Below are 25,385 nucleotides of genomic sequence, written 5' to 3' on the forward strand. Positions count from 1 at the left end.
TCAGTACACCAATTGTGGTACCTTTTGTCCAGTGCAACTTTGCTAAAAAGTGATAAAAGTCGCTATCTTTTTTAGTGGGTAACGCTTTAGTCCTTGTTTTTGCACAAGACCTTCCGCTTATCTCATTTATTGCTAAGACTTAGCGAATTAAAACTGGAAGCGCGCCCAGGCGAAGTAAACGTTACCGTTATTGTAGGTGCCGGGAATATAGGTCATCTGGAAAGTTGCCGGACCGTAACCTATTGACGCCAATGGCAAGATCACCGGGATCGGGATGTAGTTCCAGTTATCGCGCGCCGTGACGCCGAGGGTATAGCCAAGGCCGAGGTGGAAATTCTGGTCCGTCAGCGGGCGCCAGGTTTTCTCCCAGCCGTAGCCGCCGATGGGCTCCCACTTATTAAAAGAGTCTTTAAACGCCATCAGGTACAGGCCATGCCAGTTCCCTTTCTCATCCCAGCGCGAGACGCCGAAACCTGCCCCCCACGGACGTTCGTTATACTTATCGGTTTTTTCCTTGTCATAGGCAAAGCGCGCATGCCAGGTGATGGCTGGAACGTACAAATCATAGTGCTCCGGCTCATTCCAGGTCTGCGCTACGTTATTACTTAAGGTATGGTAACCTTCGCTAAGGGTCGATGAAAACGACGCGCTGGCGTTTCCGGACACCAATAACCATCCTAAAAAACCAAGAGAAAACAATGAAAAACGACGTAACATCAACACTTTTCTATTACCACTTTGATTTAAAAGCCACCTAAAATAGCAAAGATAATCTCAATACAGGTTGAACGAAATAAGGCAAACTCCTGATTTTCGCCCGCTGTCCATCAGAACGGCTTAACTATCCATCTGGTGATTATATCCAGGCGTGACGGGGGACGTGTAGTTCTTATCGCTTTATTGATTTGCATCAGCGAGTTTTGTCCGTTTTTTCGGCACATTCGCACATTAAAATTTGGTGTGGTGCTTTTTAGCTACATATTCTTTGGGTTTAGGGGTAATAAATGCTGACGTTTATTGAGATCCTGATAGGGATCGTGGTCATTGTGGGCGTAGCCCGCTATATCATTAAAGGCTACTCGGCCACCGGGGTCCTGTTCGTCGGAGGCTTAATCTTACTGATCGTCAGCGCCCTGCTGGGACATAAAGTGTTACCGGGTAATACCGCGAGCACCGGCTATTCCGCTACCGATATTATTGAATACATTAAGATTCTACTCATGAGCCGCGGCGGCGATTTGGGTATGATGATCATGATGCTATGCGGCTTCGCCACCTATATGACCCATATTGGCGCTAATGATATGGTGGTCAAATTAGCGTCGAAGCCGTTGCGCTATATTAATTCGCCCTATCTGCTGATGATTGCCGCCTATTTTGTCGCCTGCCTGATGTCGCTGGCCGTCTCCTCCGCGACCGGCCTTGGCGTACTGCTGATGGCGACGCTGTTCCCGGTAATGGTGAATGTCGGTATCAGCCGCGGGGCCGCCGCCGCCATCTGCGCCTCACCGGCGGCGATTATCCTCTCGCCAACCTCGGGTGACGTCGTCCTGGCGGCCAAAGCCGCTGAAATGCCGCTGATCGACTTTGCTTTTAAAACCACGCTGCCGATCTCCATCGCGGCTATTATCTGCATGGCGATCGCCCACTTTTTCTGGCAGCGCTATCTGGATAAAAAAGAGCACATTTCTCACGAGATGCTCGATGTCAACGACATCACCACCACCGCCCCGGCGCTGTATGCCATTCTGCCGTTTACCCCGATCATCGGCGTGCTGATCTTTGACGGTAAATGGGGGCCGGAGCTGCACATTATCACCATCCTCGTTGGCTGCATGCTGCTGGCGGCGATCCTCGAGTTCCTGCGCGGTTTCAACACCAAAAACGTCTTTAGCGGGCTGGAAGTCGCCTACCGTGGAATGGCCGACGCCTTCGCCGGCGTAGTGATGCTGTTGGTTGCCGCCGGCGTCTTTGCCCAGGGGTTAAGCACTATCGGCTTTATCAACGGTCTGATCTCAATCGCCACCTCCTTCGGCTCGGCCAGTATTATTCTGATGCTGGTGCTGGTGATCCTGACCATGCTGGCGGCGATGACCACCGGTTCCGGTAATGCCCCGTTCTACGCCTTCGTTGAGATGATCCCCAAGCTGGCGCACTCCTCCGGCATCAATCCGGCCTACCTGTCGATTCCGATGCTGCAGGCTTCTAACCTCGGCCGCACGATATCGCCCGTCTCCGGGGTGGTGGTCGCCGTTGCCGGGATGGCGAAGATTTCCCCATTCGAAGTGGTCAAGCGCACCTCAGTGCCGGTGCTCGTTGGCCTGCTGGTGGTGATCGTTGCTACTGAAATCCTGGTGCCCGGCAGCGCGCTCCACTAATGGTCTAACCACGCGAAAAGGCGCCAGCGGGCGCCTTTTTTATGCTTTAATAACTCCCCGTTATCTTTTGCCATCCATAATCAGGAATAAAAATGTTCAGGAAGGATTTCGCCGCGATTGCCCTTGTGCTTACCGCCACTCAGGCCGGTGCTGAACCGCTCACCGCGACGCGATACGCTGATTTTGACCGCTACGTCCTTGCCCTCTCCTGGCAAACCGGATTCTGTCAGAGCATGTATGACCGCAATCGCAACGAACCGGAAGAGTGTCGCCTGCAGCAGGACACCGCGAATAAAGCCGACTTTCTGACCGTGCATGGCCTGTGGCCCGGGCTGCCAAAGTCCATTGCCGCGCGCGGAGTGGATGAACGTCGCTGGATGCGCTACGGCTGCGCCACGCGTCCGGTGCCCAACATGCCGGAGGTAAAAGCGAACCGCAAATGCCAGGCGGCGGAGACCGGACTGTCGCTGGAGATGGCCAATAAACTTAATAATGTGATGCCGGGATCGGGCGGCACCTCCTGTCTGGAACGCTACGAATATGCCAAACATGGCGTCTGCTTCGGCTTCGATCCCGACAGCTACTTTGGCGCCATGGTGCGACTAAACGGTGAAATTAAGCGCAGCCCGGTGGGGGATTTTCTCGCGAAGCACTATGGCCAAACGGTCAGCCGCGCCGACTTCGACGCCGCCGTGGCCCGCGCCTGGGGTCCGCAGAGCGTGAAGGCGTTTAAGCTAACCTGCAACGGTAATCCGGCCTATCTGACGGAGATGCAAATCTCGCTCAACGCCGCGACCATCAACGCCCCTCTGGCCACTTCCGCTTTTCTGCCCCAGCCTCACCCGGGTAACTGCGGCGCACAGTTTATCCTCGATAAGGTTGGCCACTAGCGCAAAGCGGGATGCTGATTGGAAAACACCGTCCGCCGGATGGTGTTGCACGCTGAATGTGCGTTTCATCACTTCAAACTGCCGGCAACTCTCAGTATGATGGTAGGACCTTAACCCTTGCCCCTTTCGGCGAGGGTTTTCTTTTACGGACAGGTTCCTGGATAACATGGAGTATGCAATGACCAGACCCGCAATCATCATTAATGAACTGGATGCCGAACGTATCGACAGGCTGCTGGAGCAGCCGGCTTTCGCCAACTCACCGGTTGCCGATGCCCTGAATGAGGAACTCGACCGCGCGCAAATGCTGGCCCCGGAAGCGATGCCGCATGATGTCGTCACCATGAATAGCAGGGTAAAATTCCGCGATTTAACCAGCGGCGAAGAGCGCGTGCGGACGCTGGTGTTTCCGTCACAGGTGACCGACAGCGCCAGCCAGCTCTCCGTCCTCGCGCCGGTGGGCGCCGCGCTGCTGGGCCTGAAAGTCGGCAGCACCATTCACTGGGAGCTGCCGGGCGGCGCATCGACGCACCTGGAAGTGCTGGAGCTATTGTACCAGCCGGAAGCCGCTGGCGAATTCCACCGCTAATTCCGCTGCCTGAGGCGTTTCGCGCTTTATTCAGAGGATGTCCGCACATCCTCTTTCTGCTGTTTTCCCGCCGCTTACCCTTTTTTACGCTTTGCGCCTGCCTGGCTGACAGTTTTGCGACCTGAATGACACAATATCCGCATATAATATGTTGATATAGACGCAAACGAACAAGGAGGATTGCATATGTATAAGACTATCATTATGCCGGTTGATGTCTTTGAGATGGCGCTGAGCGATAAAGCCGTCCGGCACGCGGAGTTTCTGGCCCAGCAGGACGGGGTGATCCATCTGCTCCACGTCTTACCGGGTTCCGCGAGCTTTACCATGAGCCGTTTTACCGCCGACCTGCGGCGGTTTGAGGAACATCTGCAGCATGAGGCGGAGACTCGCCTGCAGACGATGGTCAGCCACTTCAGCATTGACCCGTCTCGTATCAAGCTACATGTCCGTTTTGGCAGCGTGCGCGATATGGTCAACGAGCTGGCCAGCGAAATTAACGCCGACGTGGTAGTTATTGGCTCACGCAATCCCTCCATCAGTACCCACCTGCTCGGCTCCAATGCCTCGAGCGTGATCCGCCATGCCCATATCCCGGTAATGGTCGTCAGGTAAGAATGACGAAAAGAGCATAAAAAAAGAGGCTACCCCTGGGTAGCCTCTTTGTTATGCAGGTCTATTGTCTGACTTGTTATGCGGTTTTCGTGCGGATCAGGTAGTCGAAAGCGCTCAGCGACGCTTTTGCCCCTTCCCCTGCCGCGATAATAATCTGTTTGTACGGCACGGTGGTGCAATCGCCCGCGGCGAACACGCCTTTGACGTTGGTTTCGCACTTCGCATCGATGATGATCTCGCCCATGCGGTTGCGCTCAACGGCGCCTTCCAGCCAGGTGGTGTTAGGCAGCAGGCCAATCTGGACGAAGATCCCCGCCAGCGCGACATGATGCTCATCGCCGCTCACCCGGTCACGATACTGCAGACCGGTGACTTTGCTGCCATCGCCTTTCACTTCCGTGGTCTGCGCATTAAGAATGATGTCGACATTCTTCAGGCTGCGGACTTTATCCTGCAACACCTGGTCGGCTTTCATCTCTGGGGCAAACTCCAGCAGGGTCACGTGCTCCACTACGCCCGCCAGGTCAATGGCGGCTTCCACGCCGGAGTTCCCGCCGCCGATTACCGCTACGCGTTTGCCCTTAAACAGCGGACCATCGCAGTGAGGGCAGTAGGTCACGCCCTTGGTGCGATACTGATCTTCGCCCGGCACGTTCATATTGCGCCATTTCGCCCCGGTGGCGATGATGACGCTACGCGCCTTGAGCACCGCGCCGGAGGCGGTTTCGATCTGATGCAGGCCGCCCTCTGTCGCCGCCGGCGTCAGTTTGGTCGCACTCTGGGAGTCGATCACGTCTACGTTATAGTCATTGACGTGCGCTTTCAGCGCGCCTGCCAGCTTCTGGCCTTCAGTTTTCGGCACCGAAATATAGTTTTCGATATCCACGGTATCCAGCACCTGACCGCCGAAGCGTTCGCCCATCAGGCCGGTACGAATCCCTTTACGTGCAGAGTAGACCGCCGCCGCCGCGCCGGACGGGCCGGAGCCAACGATCAGTACATCGTAAGCGTCACGCTGATTCAGCTCTTCCGCTGCGCGTTTTTCCGCACCGGTATCCACTTTGGCGACGATTTCAGTCAGCGTCATCCGTCCCTGACCAAACTCCTGACCGTTCATGAACACCGCTGGCACGCCCATGACGTTACGCTCGGTGATCTCATTCTGGAAGGTCCCGCCGTCAATCGCCGTGTGTTTGATGCGCGGGTTGAGCACCGCCATCAGGTTCAGGGCCTGGACCACGTCCGGGCAGTTATGACAGGAGAGCGAATAGTAGGTTTCGAATTCGAAATCGCCATCAATATCGCGGATCTGCTCCAGCAGCGACTGGGCCTCTTTCGACGGATGACCGCCGGTCCACAGCAGCGCCAGCACCAGCGAGGTAAACTCGTGGCCCAGCGGCGAGCCCGCAAAACGCGGCCCCTGGTCGGAACCTGGGTTAGTAATCAGGAACGAGGGCTTACGTACCGCGAGCGTGTTGTCTTCTTTAAAGGTGACTTTGTCTGACAGTTCAGCGATTTCAGCCAACAGTTCCTTGATTTCTGCCGATTTAGCGCTGTCATCCAGCGTGGCAATCAGCTCAACAGGCTTGGTCAGCTTCTCAAGGTAGGCCTTGAGCTGGGTTTTCATGTTGGTGTCGAGCATTGTTATCTCCTGGGCTTAAAACATCATCATGCAAGCGGCCTCGTCAGGCTGCCTGAATGCGCTTGCATCATGGTGTTGGAATAAAATGGGCGCGAAAGCGCCCATTGATTGCCGGGTGGCACGCCGTTTACCCGGCCTACGATCTTGTAGGCCCGTGCAAGCGTAGCGCCGCCGGGCACAAACAGACTTAGATCTTACCAACCAGATCTAAAGAAGGAGCCAGCGTCGCTTCGCCTTCTTTCCATTTCGCCGGGCAGACTTCGCCTGGGTGAGACGCAACGTACTGCGCCGCTTTGATTTTACGCAGCAGGTCAGACGCATCACGGCCGATACCTTCAGCGGTAACTTCGATCGCCTGGATGATACCCTGCGGGTCAACGACGAAGGTAGCGCGGTCAGCCAGACCTTCATCTTCACGCATGTTGTCGAAGTTACGGGTCAGGGCGCCAGTCGGGTCGCCGATCATCGCATATTTGATTTTGGCGATGGTTTCAGAGCTGCTGTGCCACGCTTTGTGGGTGAAGTGGGTATCGGTAGACACAGAGTAAACGTCTACGCCCAGCTTCTGCAGTTCTTCGTAATGGTCAGCCACGTCGCCCAGTTCGGTCGGGCAGACGAAGGTGAAGTCAGCCGGATAGAAGAAGAAGACGCTCCAGCGGCCTTCGGTGTCTTTCTCGGTGACTTCGATGAATTCACCATTTTTGAATGCCTGGTTTTTGAACGGTTTGATTTTGGTGTTAATTAAGGACATCTATACTTCCTCCGTGTTTTCGTTGAGGTCTAAGTTAACGAATTTTTCCTGACCCGACCAATGCGTTTACATTATCGAATCAATAAGCGTTATCTAACAACCGGAACAAGACAACTCTGTGAACCTGTCGACGCGTTCAGCGCTAATCGCTGTTTTTCGCATCATTTGCCGCGACAAAAGTAAAAAGGCCACCTTTTCAGGCGGCCCCGTTACCTGAAATACCCGAGGGTAGGTTCAGCGCCAGTCAGACTGGCTATGTGTTGCGCTCTACATTACCTTAATGTAACAGCATCCAGGATTACATCACCCACGCCAGCAAAGGGCAATCCGTCATTCTGCTGATCTTGCCTATGACTGTGATAGGTTCGACAATCGTTTTGCCCTTTCCTGCTGATTTTACAAGGAATACTTATGTTAAAGCGTCTGCTGTTACTCAGCCTTTTGCCGTTATGCAGCCATGCGGAGGAACTCCCCGCTCCGGTAAAAGCGATTGAAAAACAGGGCATTACCATTATAAAACCCTTTGAGGCGCCGGGGGGAATGAAAGGCTGGCTGGGCAAATACCAGGACATGGGGGTCGCCATCTACCTAACGCCGGATGGTAAACACGCGATCTCCGGCTATATGTATGATGAGAACGGCAGCAACCTCAGCGAGCAGCTGTTTCAGAAAGAACTCTATACCCCGGCGGGACAAGAGATGTGGAAGAAGATGGCCAGCGCCCACTGGCTGCAGGATGGTCGCAAGGACGCCCCTATCGTGCTGTATGTCTTTGCCGATCCCTTCTGTCCCTACTGCAAGCAGTTCTGGCAGCAATCCCGCCCCTGGGTAGAGGCCGGTAAAGTGCAGATCCGCACTCTGCTGGTGGGGGTGATCAAGCCGGAGAGCCCGGCCACCGCCGCGGCGATTCTCGCCAGCAACGATCCGGCGAAAACCTGGCATGATTACGAGCAATCGAATGGGAAAATGGCTCTGACGATCCCGAAAGTTATTCCGCCGGAGAAAATGAAAATGCTCAACGTCAACCAGCAGCTGATGGACGATCTGGGAGCCAACGTGACGCCGGCGATTTATTATATGAATAAAGATAATATGCTGCAGCAGGTGGTCGGCCTACCGGATAAAGAGAAACTGCATATTATGATGGGTGAAAAAGAGTAATTCCATCCCGCAATGGCGCCTGGCGGAAGCGACCGCTGGCGCCACCGTCGACGATAAGATATATTAAGCAGAACTTAACTGTATTTGCCAATAGTTAAATTCACACCGCAAATATTAAGCCACAAAACATTATCATTAAGAATATTATAATCCGCACCGGTAATAAACAGGACTGCATTAATGGCAAATCTTTACGATCTGAAAAAGTTCGATTTGAATTTATTGGTTATTTTCGAATGTATCTATCAACATTTGAGCATCAGCAAAGCGGCGGCGATGTTATTTATCACCCCCTCAGCGGTGAGTCAGTCGTTGCAGCGTCTGCGCCAGCAGTTAAACGATCCGCTATTTGTTCGTGTTGGCAAAGGAATGACGCCCACCACCGCCTGCGTCAATCTTCATTATCATCTACAGCAAAATCTGGAGCAGCTGGAAAAAACCATCAATCTTAATAATCGCTCAGAACTGCGTAAACGTATTGTGATATATGGCCCCCCGCTGTTCTGTTCAGTCAATAGCCACGTTATGATTAACCAGCTCTGTCATCAGGCGAACTTGCAAATTGAGCACCATAACCTGACCACCACCGAATCGGCTGAGGAGCTGCTGGCGTATCGCCAGGCGGACCTGGTGTTCACCCGCATGCCCATTACCAACCGCGCCACGATCTGTCAGCCCTATCAGACGGTGCAGACGCTGGCAGTTTGCCGGGCGGGCCATCCGCGACGCGAAACGCTTACCTCGGTAGAGTCACTGGCGCAGGAGTTTTTCACTCACTATATTACCAACGATCCCGTTATTCAGCGCGTGCAGCAAAGCAGCATCGCCTGGCTGAATCCGCGCAATATTGCCTTTCGCAGCGACTCTTTTATGACCATTCTTAACATGATTAATAAAACCGACTTAATTGGCTTTTTGCCTTCCTATTTATATGACTTTATCTCACCCACTATGCAGCTTCACGCCATCAACATAGATAATCTTTTTCCGGATATCACGATCTACATTAATTACCACCATGCATCTTCGCAAAATCATTTTTTAACTGAATTAATCACCATATTAATGAATGATCGAGAGGCATCACGGCCCAAATTTAATCACAGCGAATAACGCCCTTCTGTTCCCCCGCTGCCAGAAACAATAATCGACCATTAATTTCCTACCCCTCATCGTTTATACTGAGCTAACGGGAATTTTCTACTATTAAAGGATTAATGGTCATGTCGTTTATTAAATATCCCTTACCGGAATCGGTGCTGCAAGCAACTGAGCAGCGGATCCAGTGGGTCATGGATAATTTTTCGCGCATCTGTGTCTCTTTTTCCGGGGGAAAAGACTCCACCGTTATGCTGCATTTAACCGCCCAGGCGGCGCGGTTACAGGGGAAAAAAATCTGCGTGTTGTTTATTGACTGGGAAGCGCAGTTCTCCTGCACCATCGCCCACTGTGAAAAACTGCGTGCGCTGTATGCGGATGTCATCGAAACCTTTTACTGGGTCGCCCTGCCGCTCACCACCCAAAATGCCCTGACGCAGTATAAGCCGCAATGGCAATGCTGGGAGCCCGGAACCGAGTGGGTACGCCAGCCGCCGCCCTGGGCCATTACCCACCCGGGCTATTTTTCATTTTATCAACCCGGAATGAGCTTTGAAGCCTTCGTCAGCCATTTCGCCGAGTGGTTTTCGCAGCGTCGTCCCGCCGCCGTGCTGGTGGGCATTCGCGCCGACGAATCGCTAAATCGCTTTATGACGATTTCTTCACAGCGTAAACAGCGCTTCGCCGACGATAAACCATGGACCACTTCAGCGCCGGGCGGCCACGCCTGGTACATCTACCCGCTCTATGACTGGAAAACCGCCGATATCTGGACCTGGTTTGCCAAAAGCGGCGAGCCCTATAACCCGTTGTACGATCTGATGTATCAGGCCGGGGTGCCGCTGCGCTATATGCGCATTTGCGAACCGTTTGGTCCCGAGCAGCGCCAGGGGCTGTGGCTGTATCACGTGCTGGAACCTGAGCGCTGGGCCGCGATGTGCCAGCGAGTGAGCGGCGCGCACAGCGGCGGGGTCTATGCCGGGCATGATAATCAGTTCTACGGTCATCGGAAAATCGACAAGCCCGACCACCTGACGTGGAAAAGCTACGCCCTGTTCCTGCTCGACAGCATGCCGGAAACCACCGCCGAGCACTACCGCAATAAAATCGCCGTCTACCTGCGCTGGTACCAGAAAAAAGGTATGGAGGATATTCCGGATACCCAACCTGCGGACATTGGCACCAAAGATATCCCATCCTGGCGGCGGGTCTGCAAAGTACTGCTCAATAACGATTACTGGTGCCGTCAGCTTTCGTTTAGCCCAACCAAAAGCAGCCACTATCAGCGCTACCGTAAACGCATGGAAAAACATCGCCAACAATGGGGGATTTTATGCAACAACAACTGACGCAGGCGCTGGAAGCTTACCTGCAAAAGCTGGATGACGAGGCGCGCATTGAGGCTATCAACGCGTTTCGCCAGGTGCTCCACCACTACAGCCCCTTCCGCTCGCAGCCCGTCGACTGCGTGCTGTGGGTCAAACAGGAGCTGGTCGCCCCCAACGATTACAACCCGAATAACGTGGCGCCGCCGGAGAAGCGTCTGCTGCAAACGTCGCTGGAGGCCGACGGCTTTACCCAGCCGGTCGTCGTCATCCAGCAACGCCCACAGGCGTATACGATTGTCGATGGTTTTCACCGCCATGAGCTGGCCTGCAGCAAAGCCGCGCTGAAAAAAACGCTAAAAGGCTATTTGCCGGTGACCTGCCTGACGAGTGAAGCTGCCTCGCGTGACGGGCTGATGGCAGCGACCATACGCCATAACCGGGCGCGCGGTCGCCACCAAATCCACGCCATGTCAGAGATCGTCCGCGAGCTGACCCAGCTCGGCTGGACGCCGCAGAAAATCGGCAAAGAGCTGGGGATGGATGCCGATGAAGTGCTGCGTCTGAAGCAAATTAGCGGCCTGACAGAGATGTTCGCCGGCCGCCAGTTCTCCCAGGCGTGGACGATTAAGTAACTACAGCTGGCACAAACGCGTCGCCGCAGCCAGCAGAGTCGCCGGCTGTTTGGCGAAGCACAAGCGGATCAGCTTGTGCGGGAACGGATCGGCGCAGAAGACGGAGAGCGGGATCGCCGCTACCCCGACTTCGGTCGTCAGCCAGCGGCAGAAGCTGACATCGTCTAGATCGGAGATGGCGCTGTAGTCCGCCAGCAGGAAATAGGTCCCTTCACAGGGCAGGATTTCCAGCCGGCTTGGGCGCAGCGCTTCAATAAACAGATCGCGACGTTCCCGATAAAACGCCGGCAGCTCACGATAATGCTCCGGCGCTTCGCGCAGCATGTCGGCGATCGCCAGCTGCGCCGGGGTATTCACCGAGAAGGTCAGATACTGATGCACCTTGCGCAGTTCGGCGCTGATGGCTGCCGGGGCCACGCAGTAGCCGACCTTCCAGCCGGTCATATGAAACGTTTTGCCAAACGAGGAGACCGCCACCGCCCGCTCGCGAAGCTGGGGATGCGCCAGCACGCTGGCGTGGCCGCCCTCAGCAAAGCAGATATGCTCATAGACTTCATCGCTCAGGACATAGATCTCGCGTTCGGCGATCGCCTGCCACAGGGCGGCAAAATCCTCGCGCTGCCAGACGGTGGCCGAAGGGTTGTGCGGGGTGTTGAGGATCACCAGCCGGGTTTTCTCGCTCAGGGCGGCGGCAAATTGCCGCCAGTCGACGCGAAAATGCGGCGGCTGCAGCGCAATACGACGTAACTCGCCGCCGGCCAGCGCCACCGCGGGGGCGTAGCTGTCATAGCTGGGATCGAAACAGATCACCTCGTCGCCGCGGCGCACCAGGGCGGTGATCGCCGCATACAGGGCCTCCGTCGCGCCGGCGGTGACCGTGATCTCGCTGTTAACGTCGGGCTGGTAACCATACAGCTCCGCCGTCTTCCCGGCGATCGCCTCGCGCAGCGCCGGCACGCCGGTCATCGGGGCGTACTGATTCGCCCCCTGCGCCACGTGGTACGCCAGACGCTCCTGCAGATAGCGCGGGCCGTCAAAATCGGGAAAGCCCTGGGACAGGTTTATGGCCTGATGCTGCTGGGCCAGGGCGCTCATCTGGGTAAAAATCGTGGTGCCGAGCGCAGGAAGTTTACTCTCTGGAATCAAGGGGTTATTGTTCATTCTTTTTATACCGATTGTAATGCTGTTGTTGAAGCCACTATAACACGATGTTAATATTTGGCAATCAAGACGCTTAGACGTCTAAATGCTAATGTTATTCCACGCTACGCCCACTCTGGAGAAACCATGATCCGCGCCATCGTGACCGACATAGAAGGCACCACCAGCGATATCCGCTTCGTGCATAACGTGCTGTTCCCCTACGCCCGCGAACGACTGGCCGGCTTTGTGACCGCTCAGCAGCACGCTGAACCGGTCAAAACCATTCTCGACAACCTGCGCCGCGAAACAGACGCCCCCGCCGCCAGCACCGCCGACCTTATCACTACCCTCTTCGCCTTTATGGATGAAGACCGTAAATCCACGGCGCTGAAGGCGCTGCAGGGGATCATCTGGCGTGACGGCTATCTCAACGGCGACTTTACCGGCCATCTCTACCCGGACGTACTGCCGGCGCTGGAGAAATGGAAAGCGCAGGGTATTGATCTGTATGTATATTCCTCAGGTTCCGTGGCTGCGCAGAAATTGTTATTTGGCTACAGCGATGAAGGTGATATTACTCATCTGTTCACGGGCTATTTCGATACCCTGGTAGGCGCCAAACGTGAGGTGCAGTCCTACCGTAACATTGCTGAACACCTGGGCCATGCCCCTGGCACCATCCTGTTCCTGTCGGATATCCATCAGGAGCTCGACGCCGCCGAGGCCGCGGGTTTGCGAACGATCCAGTTGGTACGCGGCGACCGCGACCCGGCGAGCCACCATCCTCAGGTTCAGCGTTTTGACGACATTCATCCGGAGCAGATCCCAGCATGAGCGCATTAACTCTTTTTTCCGTGACCGATCCGCAAACGCCGGTCTGGCACAGCACCGACGCCAAAGCGATTCAGGATCAACTTAACGCCAAAGGCGTCCGTTTCGAGCGCTGGCAGGCCGACCGCGACCTCGGCGCAAATCCCAGCCCGGAAACGGTGATTGCCGCCTATCAGCATGCGATTGATAAACTGGTCGCCGAAAAGGGCTACCAAAGCTGGGACGTCATCAGCCTGCGCGCCGATAACCCGCAAAAAGAGGCGCTGCGGGAAAAGTTCCTGAACGAGCACACCCATGGCGAAGACGAGGTCCGGTTTTTTGTCGAGGGCGCTGGCCTGTTTTGCCTGCACATTGGCGACGAGGTGTTCCAGGTGCTGTGCGAAAAGAACGATCTGATTTCGGTTCCCGCCCACACTCCGCACTGGTTTGATATGGGATCAGAACCGAACTTCACCGCCATTCGCATTTTTGATAACCCGGAAGGCTGGATCGCTCAGTTTACCGGCGACGATATCGCCAGCGCCTACCCGCGGCTGGCGTAACGTCAAACTGTCGTCAGTCTAAAACCGCCAGGCGCGGGCTTTGCCAGAGGCGGCGCATACCGCGCCTTCTCCGGGCTACCCGCCCCGCCGCCGGCGAGCGCCAACGCCTAAACTTCAATAAATTTCGGCGGATCAAAGGCAGTGATCGGCGGCAGCTCCTCTCGCCACGGGGCGATCTCCACCCAGCAGCTCTGGGCGCTACAGCCCTGCCCCAGGCGCGAACTGCCGCGATCCTCGGTTAACACGTTGGGATTACCGTGCTTATCGAGCGTTCCTTTTTCATTGGGATCCAGCGGGTCATACCAGGCGCCGGTGGACATCTGTACCACGCCGGGCAAAATCTGCTCGCTCAGGTGCACGCCCGCCAGAATCGCCCCGCGGTCGTTATAGACCTTCACCACGCTGCCTTCGCGGATGTCTCTTGCCTGCGCATCGCTCGGATGCATCCACAGCGGCTCGCGTCCCTGAACTTTCGTCGCCCGGCTGACGCTGCCGTGGTCGTACTGACTGTGCAGGCGGGCGCGCGGCTGGCTGGAGAGCAGATGAAGCGGCCAGCGCGCCGCCTCCTGCCGCTGGCGGGCGGCCTCCTGTTCATCCCACCACGGATGGCCAGGGCATTCGCGATAGCCAAACCCGGCGACGGTGGCGGAAAAGAGTTCAATTTTGCCGGAGGGCGTGGAAAGCGGATAGCGCTCAGGATCGGCGCGAAAATCGGCGAGAAAAATTTGCGGCCGCTCCGGCGCGCTGTATTCCAGCACCCCTTGCTGCCAGAAGTCATCGAACGAGGGCAGCGCAATACCCTCCTCCTGCGCCCGCGGTCTTGACTCCTCATAGAGATGACGCAGCCACTGCCCGGCGTCCCGCCCTTCGCTGAACGCTTCTCCGAATCCCAGCCGATCGGCGAGATCGCAGAAAATAGCGTAATCGTCACGCGCCTCGCCCACCGGCGGGATCTGCGCGCTCATGGCGATCATAAACCCGTCGTGACCGCCGCTGCCGATATCCTCTCGCTCCAGCGAGGTGGTGGCCGGCAGAACGATATCGGAGAATTTGGCCTGCGCGGTCCAGTACTGCTCATGCACCACCACCGTCTCCGGGCGGCGCCAGGCCTCGCACAGTCGGTTGATGTCCTGATGATGATGAAACGCATTGCCTCCCGCCCAGTAGACTAAACGGATATCGGGATAGCGCCGCTGCTGGCCGTCGAACTCATAGGTTTCTCCCGGGTGCAGCAGCATATCGGACAGCCGCGCCACCGGGATAACGCTGTCCACCGCATTCTCTCCGGCGGGTAAGCGCGGGCCGGAAAACGCTTTTCGCACCGCGCCCGCCAGGTTGGTGCAGGCGTAGCCAAACCCGAGGCCGCCGCCCGGGGTGCCGAGCTGTCCCAGCAGCGCGGTCAGGGCCACCGTCGCCCAGTAGGCCTGCTCCCCTTGACGGGCGCGCTGGATAGACCAGGAGATATTCACCATCGTCCGGTGGCGGGCCATCTCCCGCGCCAGGTCGGCGATGCGCTGGGCGTCCAGGCCGGTAATCGCCGCCGCCCACGCCGGGGTTTTCGCTACGCCATCGTGCTCGCCCAACAGATAAGCGCGATAGGGGGCAAACCCGACGGTATGGCTGGCAACAAACGCCTGGTCGTAAAGGGACTCAGCGATCAGCACATAGCTCAGGGCCAGCAGCAGTGCGGTATCGGTGCCCGGCCGAATGGCCAGCCACTCGGCGTCGGGCACCGCGCTGAGGTCATTGCGCACCGGACTGATATTGATAAACCGCGTGCCGTTGGCCTGCATCTTATCCAGCCAGTACTGGAGCATATGGTCATTGGCGCCGCCGCCGTTGACCTGGGCATTGCGCAGCGGCAGACCACCAATGGCGACAAACAGCTGACACTCCCGGGCCAGCTCGGAAAAATGGGTATGCTGCCGGTGCAGCGGGCTCAGCGGCCCGAGAATATGCGGCAGAATACGCTCGCCCGCGGCGCTGCTATAGGTATTGGTGCTGGCGGTGTACCCGCCAAGGCCCTTGAGAAACCGGTGCAGCTGGCTCTGCGCATGGTGAAAGCGTCCAGCGCTGGCCCAGCCGTAGGAGCCGCCGTAGATCGCCTCATTGCCGCAGCGCGCCTTGACCGAGCGCAGCTCGCGCGCCAGCAGGTCCAGGGCCACCTCCCAGCTGACTTCGACAAAGGGCTCTTTACCTCGCCCTTCTCGTGACGCCGGCCCGTGCTGGAGATAGCCGGCGCGCACCGCCGGACGGCGAATGCGCGTTTGGCTGGTCACCGCGTCGGGAAGCGACTGGCCGATGCGTGAGGGATTTTTATCCCAGGGCACCGGCTTAACCGCCACGATCTCGCCCTCACTGCTCTCCACCTGCCAGGTTCCCCAGTGCATCACCGTATAATTATGCTGTTTCTTCATAGCGCCCGCGTTCTTCTCAGCTTAAGGTTCATTACAATAAAGCGGGGAAATAGGGTAATAATCCTTACCCGGCCAGACATTGCTCTGCTAAAAAAAGCTTTAGCCCGCGCAATCTTCTTTTTTTCTCTGTAGACGCCGTATTTCCCATGCACTCACAATATTAAGAAAATTGTCTTTATCCGCTAAATAAACACGGAATAAGTCAAAAATAAAACCACAAAATAAAAAGGTCTATCCGCCATCATGAAATATTTTCAGGTTCCTCATGACAAAATAAACTTTTTCTCTGACGTTTCTGCGATATAACATTCCTGGCATAACTTAGACTTATTTTGTATTTGAGGTGGCGAGGTGCTTCTTGTCATGCTACCGGTCCGCAACCACCTTCATCACAGGATCATAATAACAATGTCGCAGAAAAGAAAATTATTGCCTGCCGCGCTGGGACTGCTTTCCCTTGCCTCGCTGAGCGTCGCTGCCGCAGACGCCCTCTCCTTACAGGGAAAAACCATTGGCGTTGCCGTGGTCGGCACTCAGCATTTCTGGGATCGCGAGGCCTTTAAAGGCGCGACAGAGGAGGTGGAGAAGCTGGGGGGCAAAGTCATTGGCGTCGATGGCGGCCGCGATAATCAGGTGCATGCCAATAACCACGATATTTTACTGTCACGCAAGGTGGACGCGGTAATTAGTATTCTCGGCGATAGCGCCGTCGAACCAAAATTTAAAGCATTGCGTGATGCCGGTATCCCGGTATTTACCGTAGATCATGTTTCTCAATATTCGGTCAACAATACTACTTCCGATAACTACACCTTAGGCTCAACCATCGGCCGCTACATGGCGGATGAATTAGGCGGCAAAGGCAACGTCGCCGTATTTAACGCCTTCTCCAGCGCGCTGCGTATTTGCGGAATTCGCTACGATCAGTGGAAATATGTCCTTAAGGATTATCCGGATATTCATATTATCCAGCCCGAGCTCGCGGAACAGTTCGCCAACTCGCCGGAAGACGCGCGCAAGAAAACCCTCGAATTACTCAGCCAGTACCCGAAAGGCAAACTGGACGCCATCCATGTCGCCTGCTGGGATCAACCGGCCATCGGCATCGTCCAGGCGCTGGAAGAGACCGGTCGCGATAAAGACGTGAAAGTGACGGCCATCGACGCCGGTCCGGAGACCCTGGAGATCATGGCGGAGCCCGGCAGCCCGTTCGTGGCTAACGTCGCGCAGCAGCCGCATCTGATCGGCCAGACCTCGGCTGACAACGTGGCCCGCTACTTTGCCGGCCAGAAACTACCGGTGCAAACCTTTATTCCGGTGGTTCCGGTGAAAGGTCCGCAGGAAGCGAAAGCGGTGTATAAACAGTTGGGATACGGCGAGCTGCAGTGATTAATCAACATCCTGGCGGGGAACGCCCCGCCGCTGGTCTGGTCATGGAGCAGATCGGTAAACGTTTTGCCAGCGTCACCGCGCTTAATGCGGTTACCCTGCGCCTCAATCCGGGGAGATTCATGGCCTGATTGGCGAGAACGGCGCCGGTAAATCGACGCTGATCAAGATCCTCGCCGGTGTCTATCAGGCCGACAGCGGCAGCGCCACCCTCGACGGTCACCCGCTGCCCTCGGCAATCCGGCAGCCATCGAAGCCGCCGGCATCCGCGTTATCCACCAGGAGTTGAACCTGATCCCACACTTTACCGTCGCGGAATCGGTGTTTCTGGGCCAGGAGTATCGCACCCGCTGGGGGCGCTGGATCGCCGACGGATGAAGGCCGCCACGGGGCAATTTTTCCAGCAAAACTGGCAGCTGGCGATCGACCCGAACGGCTGGTGCGCGACCTGAGCCTGGCCGAGCGCAAGCTGGTGCAGATTGCCCGCGCGCTGATCGACGGCGCAGCGCGGCTGGTGGTGTTCGACGAACCCACCGCCCCCCTGGAGGCGCAGGAGGCCAGTCTGGTCTCCTCCGCTATCCTGCGCCTGCGCGACCAGGGCATTGCCATTCTGTATATTTCCCACTACCTCAATGAGATAGCCACCCTCTGCGACCGCGGCACCGTGCTGCGCAACGGGGAAGTTGTCGGCTACCCGGACCGCGACCTGCTGCAGAATACCGAAGCGCTGATCGCCATGATGGTCGGCCGGGAAATCGACCAGCTGTATACTCCGCGCCAGCGCCCGGCGGCAGACAATGGGGCCACCCCGCTGCTCTCGGTGCGCCAGCTGAGCGACGGGCGGCAGCTGCAGGATCTCTCTTTTGATATTCAGCCGGGCGAAATCGTCGGCGTCGCCGGCCTGCTGGGCGCCGGACGCGATGTGCTGGTCGACTTACTCTACGGCTTACGTCCGGCGGAACGCGGCACCATCCACCTCGAGGGCCGGCCGCGGCGCATTCGTACGCCAAAGCAGGCGATCCGCGCCGGCATGGCGCTGGTGCCGCGCGACCGCCGCCATCAGGGGCTGATCCTGCCCTTCACCACCGCCGACAATATTAATCTCGCCTCACTGCCGGAGACCGCCACCTTTGGCTGGGAGCGGCGGGGTCTCGCCGAGCAGAAAGCGCGCGACTGGATAGAACAGCTGGCGATCCGCCCGGGACGCCCGGGGCTGCCGGTACGCTACATGAGCGGCGGTAATCAGCAAAAAGCGATCCTCGCCCGCTGGCTGGGGACCGATGCCCGGCTGTTTATTCTCGATGAACCCACCCTGGGGGTCGATATCGGCGCCCGCCGGGATATTTATCAACGAACGCGCCAGCTGGCCGATAAAGGACGGGCGGTGCTGGTCTCCTCCAGCGATGCCCCCGAACTGCTCGGACTATGCGACCGGATCCTGGTCCTCTGGCGCGGCACGCTGGCGGCCAATCTGCCCACCCGCGGGCTAACGCTGGACGCCCTGCTGGTGGCGATCAACGGCGGACAGGAGCCTTCACCATGAGTACTGCTATCCAGCGTCGCGGCCGTCCGGGCCTGGCGACGCTGATTGAAAAATTTCCCCTGATCCTGTTTCTGGCGCTGCTGGTATGGCTGAGCGTACAGTCGCCCTACTTTCTCAGCTGGCAAAATATCAGCCTGATGCTGGTCCAGAGCGTTCCGCTGGCAATCCTCTGTTTCGGCCTGGTCTGCGTTATCGCCGTGGGCGGAGATGACGTGGTCTCCGGCGGCATCGACCTCTCCCTGCCGGCGACGGCGGTGCTCGGCGTCGCGCTGCTCAGCCTCGGGCTGGCCGAATGGCACACGCCGTATCTCCTGCTGCTGGCGCTGCTGGCGGCGGTTTGCCTGCTGTGCGGGGCGATCAATGGCTTGCTGGTGCTGGCGGCCGGCCTGCCGCCGCTGCTGGCCACCCTCTCGACCTCGGTGGCGTTTACCGGTCTGACAGATCTGTTGACCGGCCAGCGGCGCATCGCGGTCAGCGATCCGCTGATGGTCGCCTTTCGCGACAACAGCGTGCTGGGCCTGCCCTGGCCGCTGGTCTACCTGCTGGGGGTGTTTATCCTGTTCCAGTTCCTGCTCCACCACTCCCGCTTCGGCCAGCATGTGCAGGCGGTGGGCGGCAATCGCGATATGGCGCAGATGAGCGGCCTGAACGTGCGCCGCTTGACCCTGCTGGTCTGGCTGTTAGCGGGCATTGCCGCCGGGCTGGCTATTCTGCCGCTGCTCAGCCAGGGCTCCGGCAGCTCCAGCGGGACGGCCACGCCGCTGCTGCTGGAGACCGTGCTGGCGACCTTTATCGGCGCCGCCTTCTCGCGCCGTCGGGTGGTCACCATCTGGGGCGCGCTGCTGGGGGCAATCCTGGTCAACGCCCTCTCTAACGGGCTCGGCCTGCTGGGGGTCAATATCTTCTGGATGGGCGCCATTAAAGGCGGCCTGATCCTGGTGGTGCTGGCGGCCTCGGCGGTCAGACACAAAGGAGGCGAGGCATGAGTCAAATCACCCTGAAAACCTCTGCGTCGGCGGAACAGACGGCCAGCAGCCCGCTGGCCTGGCTGTCGCGGGCCGGATTTGGCGTCATCATCCTGCTGGCCATCGCCCTGTTTGGCTGGGCGAATCCGGTATTTTTAACCGTGGATAACTGGGCCAACCTGCTGCAGGGCAGCGCGATCCTGCTGATTGTGGCGATGGCGATGACCCTGATCGTCAGCGCCGGGGCGATTGATCTGTCGGTGGGCGTCGCGCTCGATTTCGGCGCCGCCTTCGCCCTCGTCGCCCTGAAAACCTGGCATCTGCCGTGGCAGGCCGCGGTGGGCTGCGCTCTGCTCGGCGGCGTGCTGATTGGCCTGCTCAATGCCTTTCTGATCCTCATCTGCCGGATCCGCCCCTTCCTCGCCACGCTCGGCACCTGGTTTATCGCCAGCAGCGCCGAGCGCATCTATACCGACGGCGGCGGCGCGATAGCCTATCGGCGGATGGCTCCGGAGTATCACGACCTGGCGGTGGGCAACCTTGGTGGGATCCCCACGCCGGTAGCGATCGTGCTGGCGCTGTGGCTGGCGGCCTGGCTGGTTACCGAGCGCACCCTGTGGGGCAAATATGTCCGCGCCATCGGCCAGAACAGCGAAGCGGCACGTATCGCCGGGATCCGCGATCGCCTGACCATGCTCGGCGTGCTGGTGACCGCCTCGGCGCTCTGCGCCGTCGGCGGGGTGATCCTCTCCGCCAACCTGCGGCAGTTTACCCCGCTGGCCGGGCAGTCTTACCTGATGGACGCCATTGCGGCAGTATTTATCGGCACTGCCTTTACCCGTCTGGGCCGGGTCAGCATCCTCGGCACCCTCGGCGGCGTGCTGTTCCTTGCCATTATTGATAACGGCCTGAACCTGATGGGGCTCAATTATCTGGTGAAGGACGCGCTGGTCGGCGTGATTCTGGTGGTGGCCCTCGCCCTATCCTTCTGGCAGGCGCGCCTGCGCCAAACGCATCGCTAAACGGGAGAACGATGGCAACCTTTGACGCCGTATTTGTCGGCCTGACTATTCTGGATATCGCCGGGCGCCCGGTGGTGGCGATCCCGCCGCGCGGCGGCGTCGCCTTTATTGAGCAAATTCGTCTCAACCCCGCCGGCACCGCCGCCGGGGCTAATATCAACGCCGCGAAGCTCGGGATCCGCACCGCAGCGGTGGCCTGCCTGGGCGAAGATGAAAAGGCCGACTTTATCCTCGCCAGCTATGCCCGGCAGGGCATCGACTGCTCGCTTATCCAGCGCACCGCGCTGAAGGAGACCTCGGCGACGATCCTGCCGATTCGCCCCAACGGCGAACGTCCGGCCCTGCACTGCCGGGGCGCGTCTGACGCCCTGTTTGTCAGTGAAGCGGAATTTGACGCCGTCCTTGACTGTCGTTTCCTGCATCACGGCGGGACCGGGCTGCTGGCGGCAATGGACCAGGGACAGAGCGCGCGGCTGTTGCAGGCGGCCAAAGCGCGCGGAGTCACCACCAGCTTTGACCTTATCGCCCCGAATGAAGAGACCCTCGAACTACTGCGACCCCTGTTGCCGTCGGTGGATTATTTCATGCCTTCGCTGGAGGAAGCCGCCTTTCTCTCCGGAGAGACGCAGCCGGAGGCCATTGGCCGCTTCTTCCTGGCGCTCGGCGTGGGCACCTGCATTCTGAAAGACGGCGAGAACGGCTCCTGGCTTATCGGCCGCGATGGCGGGCCGCAGCATATTGCGCCGTGGCCGGTCGAGGCGGTGGATACCACCGGCTGCGGCGACAGCTACTGCGGCGGGTTTATTGCCGCACTGGCGCGCGGACTCAGCGTGAAAGCAGCGTGTGACGTCGCCTCGGCGGTGGCCGCGCTGGTGGCGACCGGGATGGGATCGGATGCCGGGGTAGTGGACTGGGAACAGACCCAGGCTTTTATGGCGGCCCATCGCCCCTGACGATGGACCCGCGCCGCTGCAGAACGCGGCGGCGCAAGCGGCTTAACGCCACTGGTACAGCAGCGGCTCCCCGGCGACATAGCGCTGAAGATCGGCGGCAATCATCGCCGTGTGTTTGGCGATACTCTCCCGGGTGGCTCCGGCGATATGCGGCGTGATAATCACGTTATCGAACTCGATGACAAAAGGGTGATCGCGCCACAGCGGTTCGCGGTGATAGACATCCAGCGCCGCGCCGCCCAGAGGGCCGTGGCGCAGGGCATCAATCAGCGCTGCCTCGTCGACCACCGCCGCGCGAGAGGTATTGATCAGCAGCGCGCCGGGCTTCATGCTGTTTAACAGCGCGGCATTCACCAGCCCGTCGCTGTGCGGCCCGCTGCTCAGGTGCAGGCTGACGATATCCGCCTCGCGGAACAGCGCCTCCAGGGTCGTTTTCTGTAGCCCTGGCTCATTGATATCCTCTGCGGCGACGAACGGATCCACCACCAACACCGCCATGCCGAACGCCCGGGCGATACGCGCCACCCGGCGGCCAATGTTGCCATACCCCACCAGCCCCAGCGTTTTATTGCGCAGTTCACTGCCTTTAAACACTTCATAGGGGCTTTCCGGGCTCACGTCCCAGACCACATCCCGCCGCAGACCCTGCTGGGTGGCGGCGGCGGCATTGTCAGCCTGCGTGAATTCCCCCCGCTTCAGCGCCGCATGGGATTGCGGAATATGGCGCGCCAGGCTGAGCATCAGGCCAAGCGTCAGCTCCGCGGCGGCATCGGCATTGCGCCCCGGGGTGTAGAGCACCCGGATGCCGCGCGCCTGGGCGGCCTGGGTATCAATATTCACCGGATTCGCGCGGGTGCAGGCGATCACCTGCAGGCGCGGACAGGCGGCTATCACCGCGTCCGTCACCTCATCATAGCTGGTCACCAGCACCTCGGCGTCGTGGGCCAGCTCAATCAGCTGACCGGCGCTGAGTTTCGGTTTGCCCAGCGCCCACCCCTCCACCAGCAGCTCGCCCAGCTGGTGGAAGGCGCTAAGGTCGCCAGCATGCTCGGCGGTAAAAACGATTTTCATGGTTGTAGGTCCTGAGAAAGAGGTTGAAGGGCGGCCTGTCTGGCCTGCCATACCGGCAGCATCTGCTCGCGCAGCAGGCGGTAAACGGGATACAGCGCCGCGTAGCGGGCATGCGCCTGAGGGCGCGGCTGATAGCGGGTCTGCGCCAGCGGAGGCGTCTCGGCCAGCGCCGCGACGCTACGGGCCGCCAGGATCGCCGCGCCGCGCGCGCTCAGTTCGTTAAAGGCGCTGGAGACCACCGTGCGTCCGGTACAGTCGGCGATAATCTGCAGCCAGGTCGCCGAGGCTGCGCCGCCGCCGGTCAGATACAGCTCGCCGCCCTGCGGATAACCCTGCAGCGCATCGACAATGGCGAAGGCCAGGCCTTCAAACACCGCGCGCTGCAGTTCGGCGCGGGTGGTGTGCGGGCTAATGCCGAAAAAGCCGGCCCGCGCGTCCGGGCTGTAAAACGGCGCACGTTCGCCATTGAGGTACGGCTGCCAGAAGACGCCGCCGCTGCCTGGCTCCACCGCCGCGATCGCCTGCTCCAGGCGCCCCAGATCGGCGTCTAGCGAAATATGCTGCTGCAGCCAGTCAATGTTTGGCGTACCGGCCTGCATCGGAAACAGGGAGATCACCTGTCCGGCTTCGGTATGGGTGACAAAGCGCGTCGCCTCGTTCACCGTCTGCGGGCCGCGGCAGACGATCCCGGTGCAGCAGGTGGTGCCGAGGATCGTGTAGATATCCCCTTCGTTGACCGCGCCGCAGCCCAGCGCGGCGCTACAGACATCCAGCGCCCCGGCGGCCACCGGCGTCGCGGCGGGCAGCCCGGTCAGCGCCGCCACCGCGTCGCTCAGCGTGCCGGCCAGGGCATCCGGGGCCAGCAGCGGGGGAAACAGCGGCAGCAGTTCGTTCAGCCCCATCTCGTTCATCACCACCGAGGACCAGCTGCCGGTCTGCTGATTGAGTAACGAGCTGCTGGCGTCCGTCAGCTCCAGCGCCGCCACGCCGGTCAGGCGAAAGCGGATCCAGTCCTTGGCGAAAAACAGATAGCGCGCGGCCGCCAGCCGCGCCGGCTGATACTGTTTCAGCCAGTACAGCTGCAGGCTGGTATTGCAGGGCTGCAGGTGGGTGCCGGTATCGGCGAAATAGCGGCGGTCGAAGCCGGGTCGGCGCAGCAGGTCGCTCATCAGCTCGTGGCTACGGGTATCGCTCCACAGGATCCCCGGGCCCACCGGTTCGCCCTGCTCATCGCTGAGCCAGACCCCCTCCCCTTGCCCGGCGAGGCCGATAGCCCGCAGCCGCCCCGCCTGGAGCGCCGGGTGGCGGGCAATCTGGCGCAGAATAGCCAGCACCGAATGCCACAGCTGGGTCATATCCTGTTCCGCGTAGCCATTGGCCGACAGGCGGGGTGAGGTGTTTTCCGCGGCGCTGGCGCAGGCGGTGAAATGCTGATCAAACAGCACCGCTTTCACCCGCGAGGTGCCGATATCGATCCCAAGATAAAAATCCATACCTGCTCCGGCTCAGGGCTCGTAGCGGCGGCGCATCAGCTCGCACTCGAACAGGAACTCCAGCCCCTCCAGTTGACGGCGGGCCTCCTGAATATCTTTCCCCCAGCAGGTCAGGCCGTGGCCGCGCAGCAGAAAGCCGTAGCGCAGCGGGCGGGTTTGCGCATAATCGGCAATCCGCGCCGCCAGGGCGTCAATATCCTGGTCATTATCGAAGATGGCGATCGGAACGGTATCGAGATGGCTATGCTGCCCGCTAAGGGTTTTCTGCATTTCATACCCCTGCAGCGCCAGCGTGTCGCTTTTTTCGATGCGCGACAGCACGGTGGCGTTGACGGTATGCACATGCAGCACCACGTTGGCTTCCGGGAACTGGCGATACACCAGGGTGTGCAGACCGGTCTCGGCCGACGGCTTCCGTCCGGAAGGCGCCTGGTTGGTGGCGATCTCAACCTGCAGAAAATCCTCGGTTGTCAGGCTGCCTTTGTCGCGGCCCGACTCGCTTAGCCAGCACCAGGTATCATCCTGACGCACCGACATATTGCCGCCGGTCGCCGGCGCCCAGCCTTTCGCGCCGATCCAATGACAGGTGGTGACCAGTTGCGCGAGTCTTTCTTGCCACATAGCAGTTCCTTAGGTTAGCGATGATTTATTTAGCCGTCTAAATGGCTATTTATCCGATACTAACACCGCTAACCGGAGGGGACAATATTTCAGGAAACACACACAAGACAAATGGTTATATCATAAAAGCATATTAAATAACCTTTATTCACAGTGATTTAACCAACCGTTTTCAGTACACCGCTATTCTCCACTACTCTCTGGTCAAAAACAGGCGGATCGTCCTGGCTAAAATTCTCCTCCGGCGCCAGGGATGCGCTCACCGCCCTCCTCTGCCCTGGACTGGTGCAAAACCTGGCAGGATGCACAGT

Annotated in this window: 22 protein-coding genes and 1 pseudogene; 15 read left to right on the plus strand and 8 right to left on the minus strand. The window is 58.8% G+C overall.

Annotated features, from left to right (window positions below; translation table 11 throughout):
* Positions 1-147 precede the first annotated feature (147 nt).
* Positions 148-666: a lipid IV(A) palmitoyltransferase PagP gene (gene pagP / locus LPQ25_RS18500; protein ID WP_004183399.1), complete on the minus strand. Its 519-nt coding sequence runs from the start codon at positions 664-666 to the stop codon at positions 148-150.
* 338 nt (positions 667-1,004) lie between these two features.
* Here pagP and dcuC point away from each other — a divergent pair, with 338 nt between their 5' ends.
* The 4 genes from dcuC to uspG all read left to right on the plus strand — a co-directional run bounded on the left by dcuC (position 1,005) and on the right by uspG (position 4,472).
* Complete coding sequence (dcuC, locus tag LPQ25_RS18505; protein ID WP_004142371.1) at positions 1,005-2,378, plus strand: anaerobic C4-dicarboxylate transporter DcuC; 1,374 nt, start codon at positions 1,005-1,007, stop codon at positions 2,376-2,378.
* A gap of 92 nt (positions 2,379-2,470) precedes the next feature.
* Positions 2,471-3,268, plus strand: coding sequence for a ribonuclease I (gene rna / locus LPQ25_RS18510; RefSeq protein WP_004176884.1), 798 nt, complete (start codon positions 2,471-2,473; stop codon positions 3,266-3,268).
* 178 nt (positions 3,269-3,446) lie between these two features.
* Positions 3,447-3,857, plus strand: coding sequence for a nucleoside diphosphate kinase regulator (gene rnk / locus LPQ25_RS18515; RefSeq protein WP_002894404.1), 411 nt, complete (start codon positions 3,447-3,449; stop codon positions 3,855-3,857).
* Positions 3,858-4,043: 186 nt separating this feature from the next.
* Complete coding sequence (gene uspG, locus LPQ25_RS18520; protein WP_002894401.1) at positions 4,044-4,472, plus strand: universal stress protein UspG; 429 nt, start codon at positions 4,044-4,046, stop codon at positions 4,470-4,472.
* Between the two features lie 76 nt (positions 4,473-4,548).
* Here the strand turns inward: uspG and ahpF are convergent, their stop codons facing one another.
* Positions 4,549-6,114, minus strand: a complete 1,566-nt coding sequence (ahpF, locus tag LPQ25_RS18525) for an alkyl hydroperoxide reductase subunit F (RefSeq protein ID WP_004893443.1) — start codon at positions 6,112-6,114, stop codon at positions 4,549-4,551.
* 187 nt (positions 6,115-6,301) lie between these two features.
* Positions 6,302-6,865 carry an alkyl hydroperoxide reductase subunit C gene (ahpC, locus tag LPQ25_RS18530; protein ID WP_002894394.1) on the minus strand — a complete coding sequence of 188 codons (564 nt, stop codon included), beginning with the start codon at positions 6,863-6,865 and terminating at the stop codon, positions 6,302-6,304.
* Positions 6,866-7,276: 411 nt separating this feature from the next.
* Here ahpC and dsbG point away from each other — a divergent pair, with 411 nt between their 5' ends.
* The 4 genes from dsbG to LPQ25_RS18550 all read left to right on the plus strand — a co-directional run bounded on the left by dsbG (position 7,277) and on the right by LPQ25_RS18550 (position 11,084).
* Positions 7,277-8,026: a thiol:disulfide interchange protein DsbG gene (gene dsbG / locus LPQ25_RS18535; RefSeq protein ID WP_009485194.1), complete on the plus strand. Its 750-nt coding sequence runs from the start codon at positions 7,277-7,279 to the stop codon at positions 8,024-8,026.
* A 180-nt stretch (positions 8,027-8,206) separates the two neighbouring features.
* Entirely contained in the window at positions 8,207-9,139 is a 933-nt protein-coding gene (gene citR, locus LPQ25_RS18540) for a DNA-binding transcriptional repressor CitR (RefSeq protein WP_002894372.1), read from the plus strand.
* A gap of 110 nt (positions 9,140-9,249) precedes the next feature.
* Positions 9,250-10,473 (plus strand): phosphoadenosine phosphosulfate reductase, encoded by a 1,224-nt coding sequence (locus LPQ25_RS18545; protein ID WP_002894369.1) that lies wholly within the window; start codon positions 9,250-9,252, stop codon positions 10,471-10,473.
* Positions 10,458-11,084 carry an IbrB-like domain-containing protein gene (locus LPQ25_RS18550; RefSeq protein WP_004151651.1) on the plus strand — a complete coding sequence of 209 codons (627 nt, stop codon included), beginning with the start codon at positions 10,458-10,460 and terminating at the stop codon, positions 11,082-11,084. Before LPQ25_RS18545 ends, LPQ25_RS18550 begins: the two co-directional genes overlap by 16 nt.
* Here LPQ25_RS18550 and LPQ25_RS18555 read toward each other — a convergent pair whose 3' ends face one another.
* Positions 11,085-12,230, minus strand: a complete 1,146-nt coding sequence (locus tag LPQ25_RS18555) for a pyridoxal phosphate-dependent aminotransferase (RefSeq protein ID WP_014907929.1) — start codon at positions 12,228-12,230, stop codon at positions 11,085-11,087.
* A gap of 141 nt (positions 12,231-12,371) precedes the next feature.
* Between LPQ25_RS18555 and mtnC the strand changes: the two genes are divergently transcribed.
* The gene (gene mtnC / locus LPQ25_RS18560) at positions 12,372-13,061 is read left to right on the plus strand and encodes an acireductone synthase (protein ID WP_004893454.1); all 690 of its coding nucleotides are present in this window, start codon (positions 12,372-12,374) and stop codon (positions 13,059-13,061) included.
* The gene (locus LPQ25_RS18565; RefSeq protein ID WP_002894357.1) at positions 13,058-13,600 is read left to right on the plus strand and encodes a 1,2-dihydroxy-3-keto-5-methylthiopentene dioxygenase; all 543 of its coding nucleotides are present in this window, start codon (positions 13,058-13,060) and stop codon (positions 13,598-13,600) included. Before mtnC ends, LPQ25_RS18565 begins: the two co-directional genes overlap by 4 nt.
* Before the next feature lie 107 nt (positions 13,601-13,707).
* Here the strand turns inward: LPQ25_RS18565 and LPQ25_RS18570 are convergent, their stop codons facing one another.
* Positions 13,708-16,017, minus strand: coding sequence for a molybdopterin-dependent oxidoreductase (locus LPQ25_RS18570; RefSeq protein ID WP_012737641.1), 2,310 nt, complete (start codon positions 16,015-16,017; stop codon positions 13,708-13,710).
* A gap of 408 nt (positions 16,018-16,425) precedes the next feature.
* Between LPQ25_RS18570 and LPQ25_RS18575 the strand changes: the two genes are divergently transcribed.
* The 5 genes and pseudogenes from LPQ25_RS18575 (at position 16,426) to LPQ25_RS18595 (ending at position 21,889) form a co-directional block, all read left to right on the plus strand.
* Complete coding sequence (locus tag LPQ25_RS18575; protein ID WP_002894353.1) at positions 16,426-17,406, plus strand: sugar ABC transporter substrate-binding protein; 981 nt, start codon at positions 16,426-16,428, stop codon at positions 17,404-17,406.
* A gap of 44 nt (positions 17,407-17,450) precedes the next feature.
* Positions 17,451-18,949, plus strand: a pseudogene (locus LPQ25_RS18580) (sugar ABC transporter ATP-binding protein).
* The gene (locus tag LPQ25_RS18585; protein ID WP_004147555.1) at positions 18,946-19,935 is read left to right on the plus strand and encodes an ABC transporter permease; all 990 of its coding nucleotides are present in this window, start codon (positions 18,946-18,948) and stop codon (positions 19,933-19,935) included. The pseudogene LPQ25_RS18580 and the gene LPQ25_RS18585 overlap by 4 nt, the downstream one beginning before the upstream one ends.
* Complete coding sequence (locus LPQ25_RS18590; RefSeq protein WP_004176892.1) at positions 19,932-20,936, plus strand: ABC transporter permease; 1,005 nt, start codon at positions 19,932-19,934, stop codon at positions 20,934-20,936. Before LPQ25_RS18585 ends, LPQ25_RS18590 begins: the two co-directional genes overlap by 4 nt.
* 11 nt (positions 20,937-20,947) lie before the next feature.
* Positions 20,948-21,889 carry a carbohydrate kinase family protein gene (locus LPQ25_RS18595; RefSeq protein ID WP_012737639.1) on the plus strand — a complete coding sequence of 314 codons (942 nt, stop codon included), beginning with the start codon at positions 20,948-20,950 and terminating at the stop codon, positions 21,887-21,889.
* A gap of 42 nt (positions 21,890-21,931) precedes the next feature.
* Here LPQ25_RS18595 and LPQ25_RS18600 read toward each other — a convergent pair whose 3' ends face one another.
* Genes LPQ25_RS18600 through LPQ25_RS18610 form a run of 3 tightly spaced genes read right to left on the minus strand, consistent with a single transcriptional unit; the run spans position 21,932 to position 25,074 of the window.
* Positions 21,932-22,960 (minus strand): 2-hydroxyacid dehydrogenase, encoded by a 1,029-nt coding sequence (locus LPQ25_RS18600; RefSeq protein ID WP_014907932.1) that lies wholly within the window; start codon positions 22,958-22,960, stop codon positions 21,932-21,934.
* On the minus strand, positions 22,957-24,453 hold the full coding sequence (locus LPQ25_RS18605) for an FGGY-family carbohydrate kinase (RefSeq protein WP_012737637.1): 1,497 nt from the start codon (positions 24,451-24,453) through the stop codon (positions 22,957-22,959). The genes LPQ25_RS18600 and LPQ25_RS18605 overlap by 4 nt, the downstream gene beginning before the upstream one ends.
* Before the next feature lie 12 nt (positions 24,454-24,465).
* The gene (locus LPQ25_RS18610) at positions 24,466-25,074 is read right to left on the minus strand and encodes a methylthioribulose 1-phosphate dehydratase (protein WP_012737636.1); all 609 of its coding nucleotides are present in this window, start codon (positions 25,072-25,074) and stop codon (positions 24,466-24,468) included.
* Positions 25,075-25,385 lie beyond the last annotated feature (311 nt).

Source organism: Klebsiella sp. KPN54798 (assembly GCF_021184225.1).
In the GTDB taxonomy this organism is placed as follows: domain Bacteria; phylum Pseudomonadota; class Gammaproteobacteria; order Enterobacterales; family Enterobacteriaceae; genus Klebsiella; species Klebsiella pneumoniae.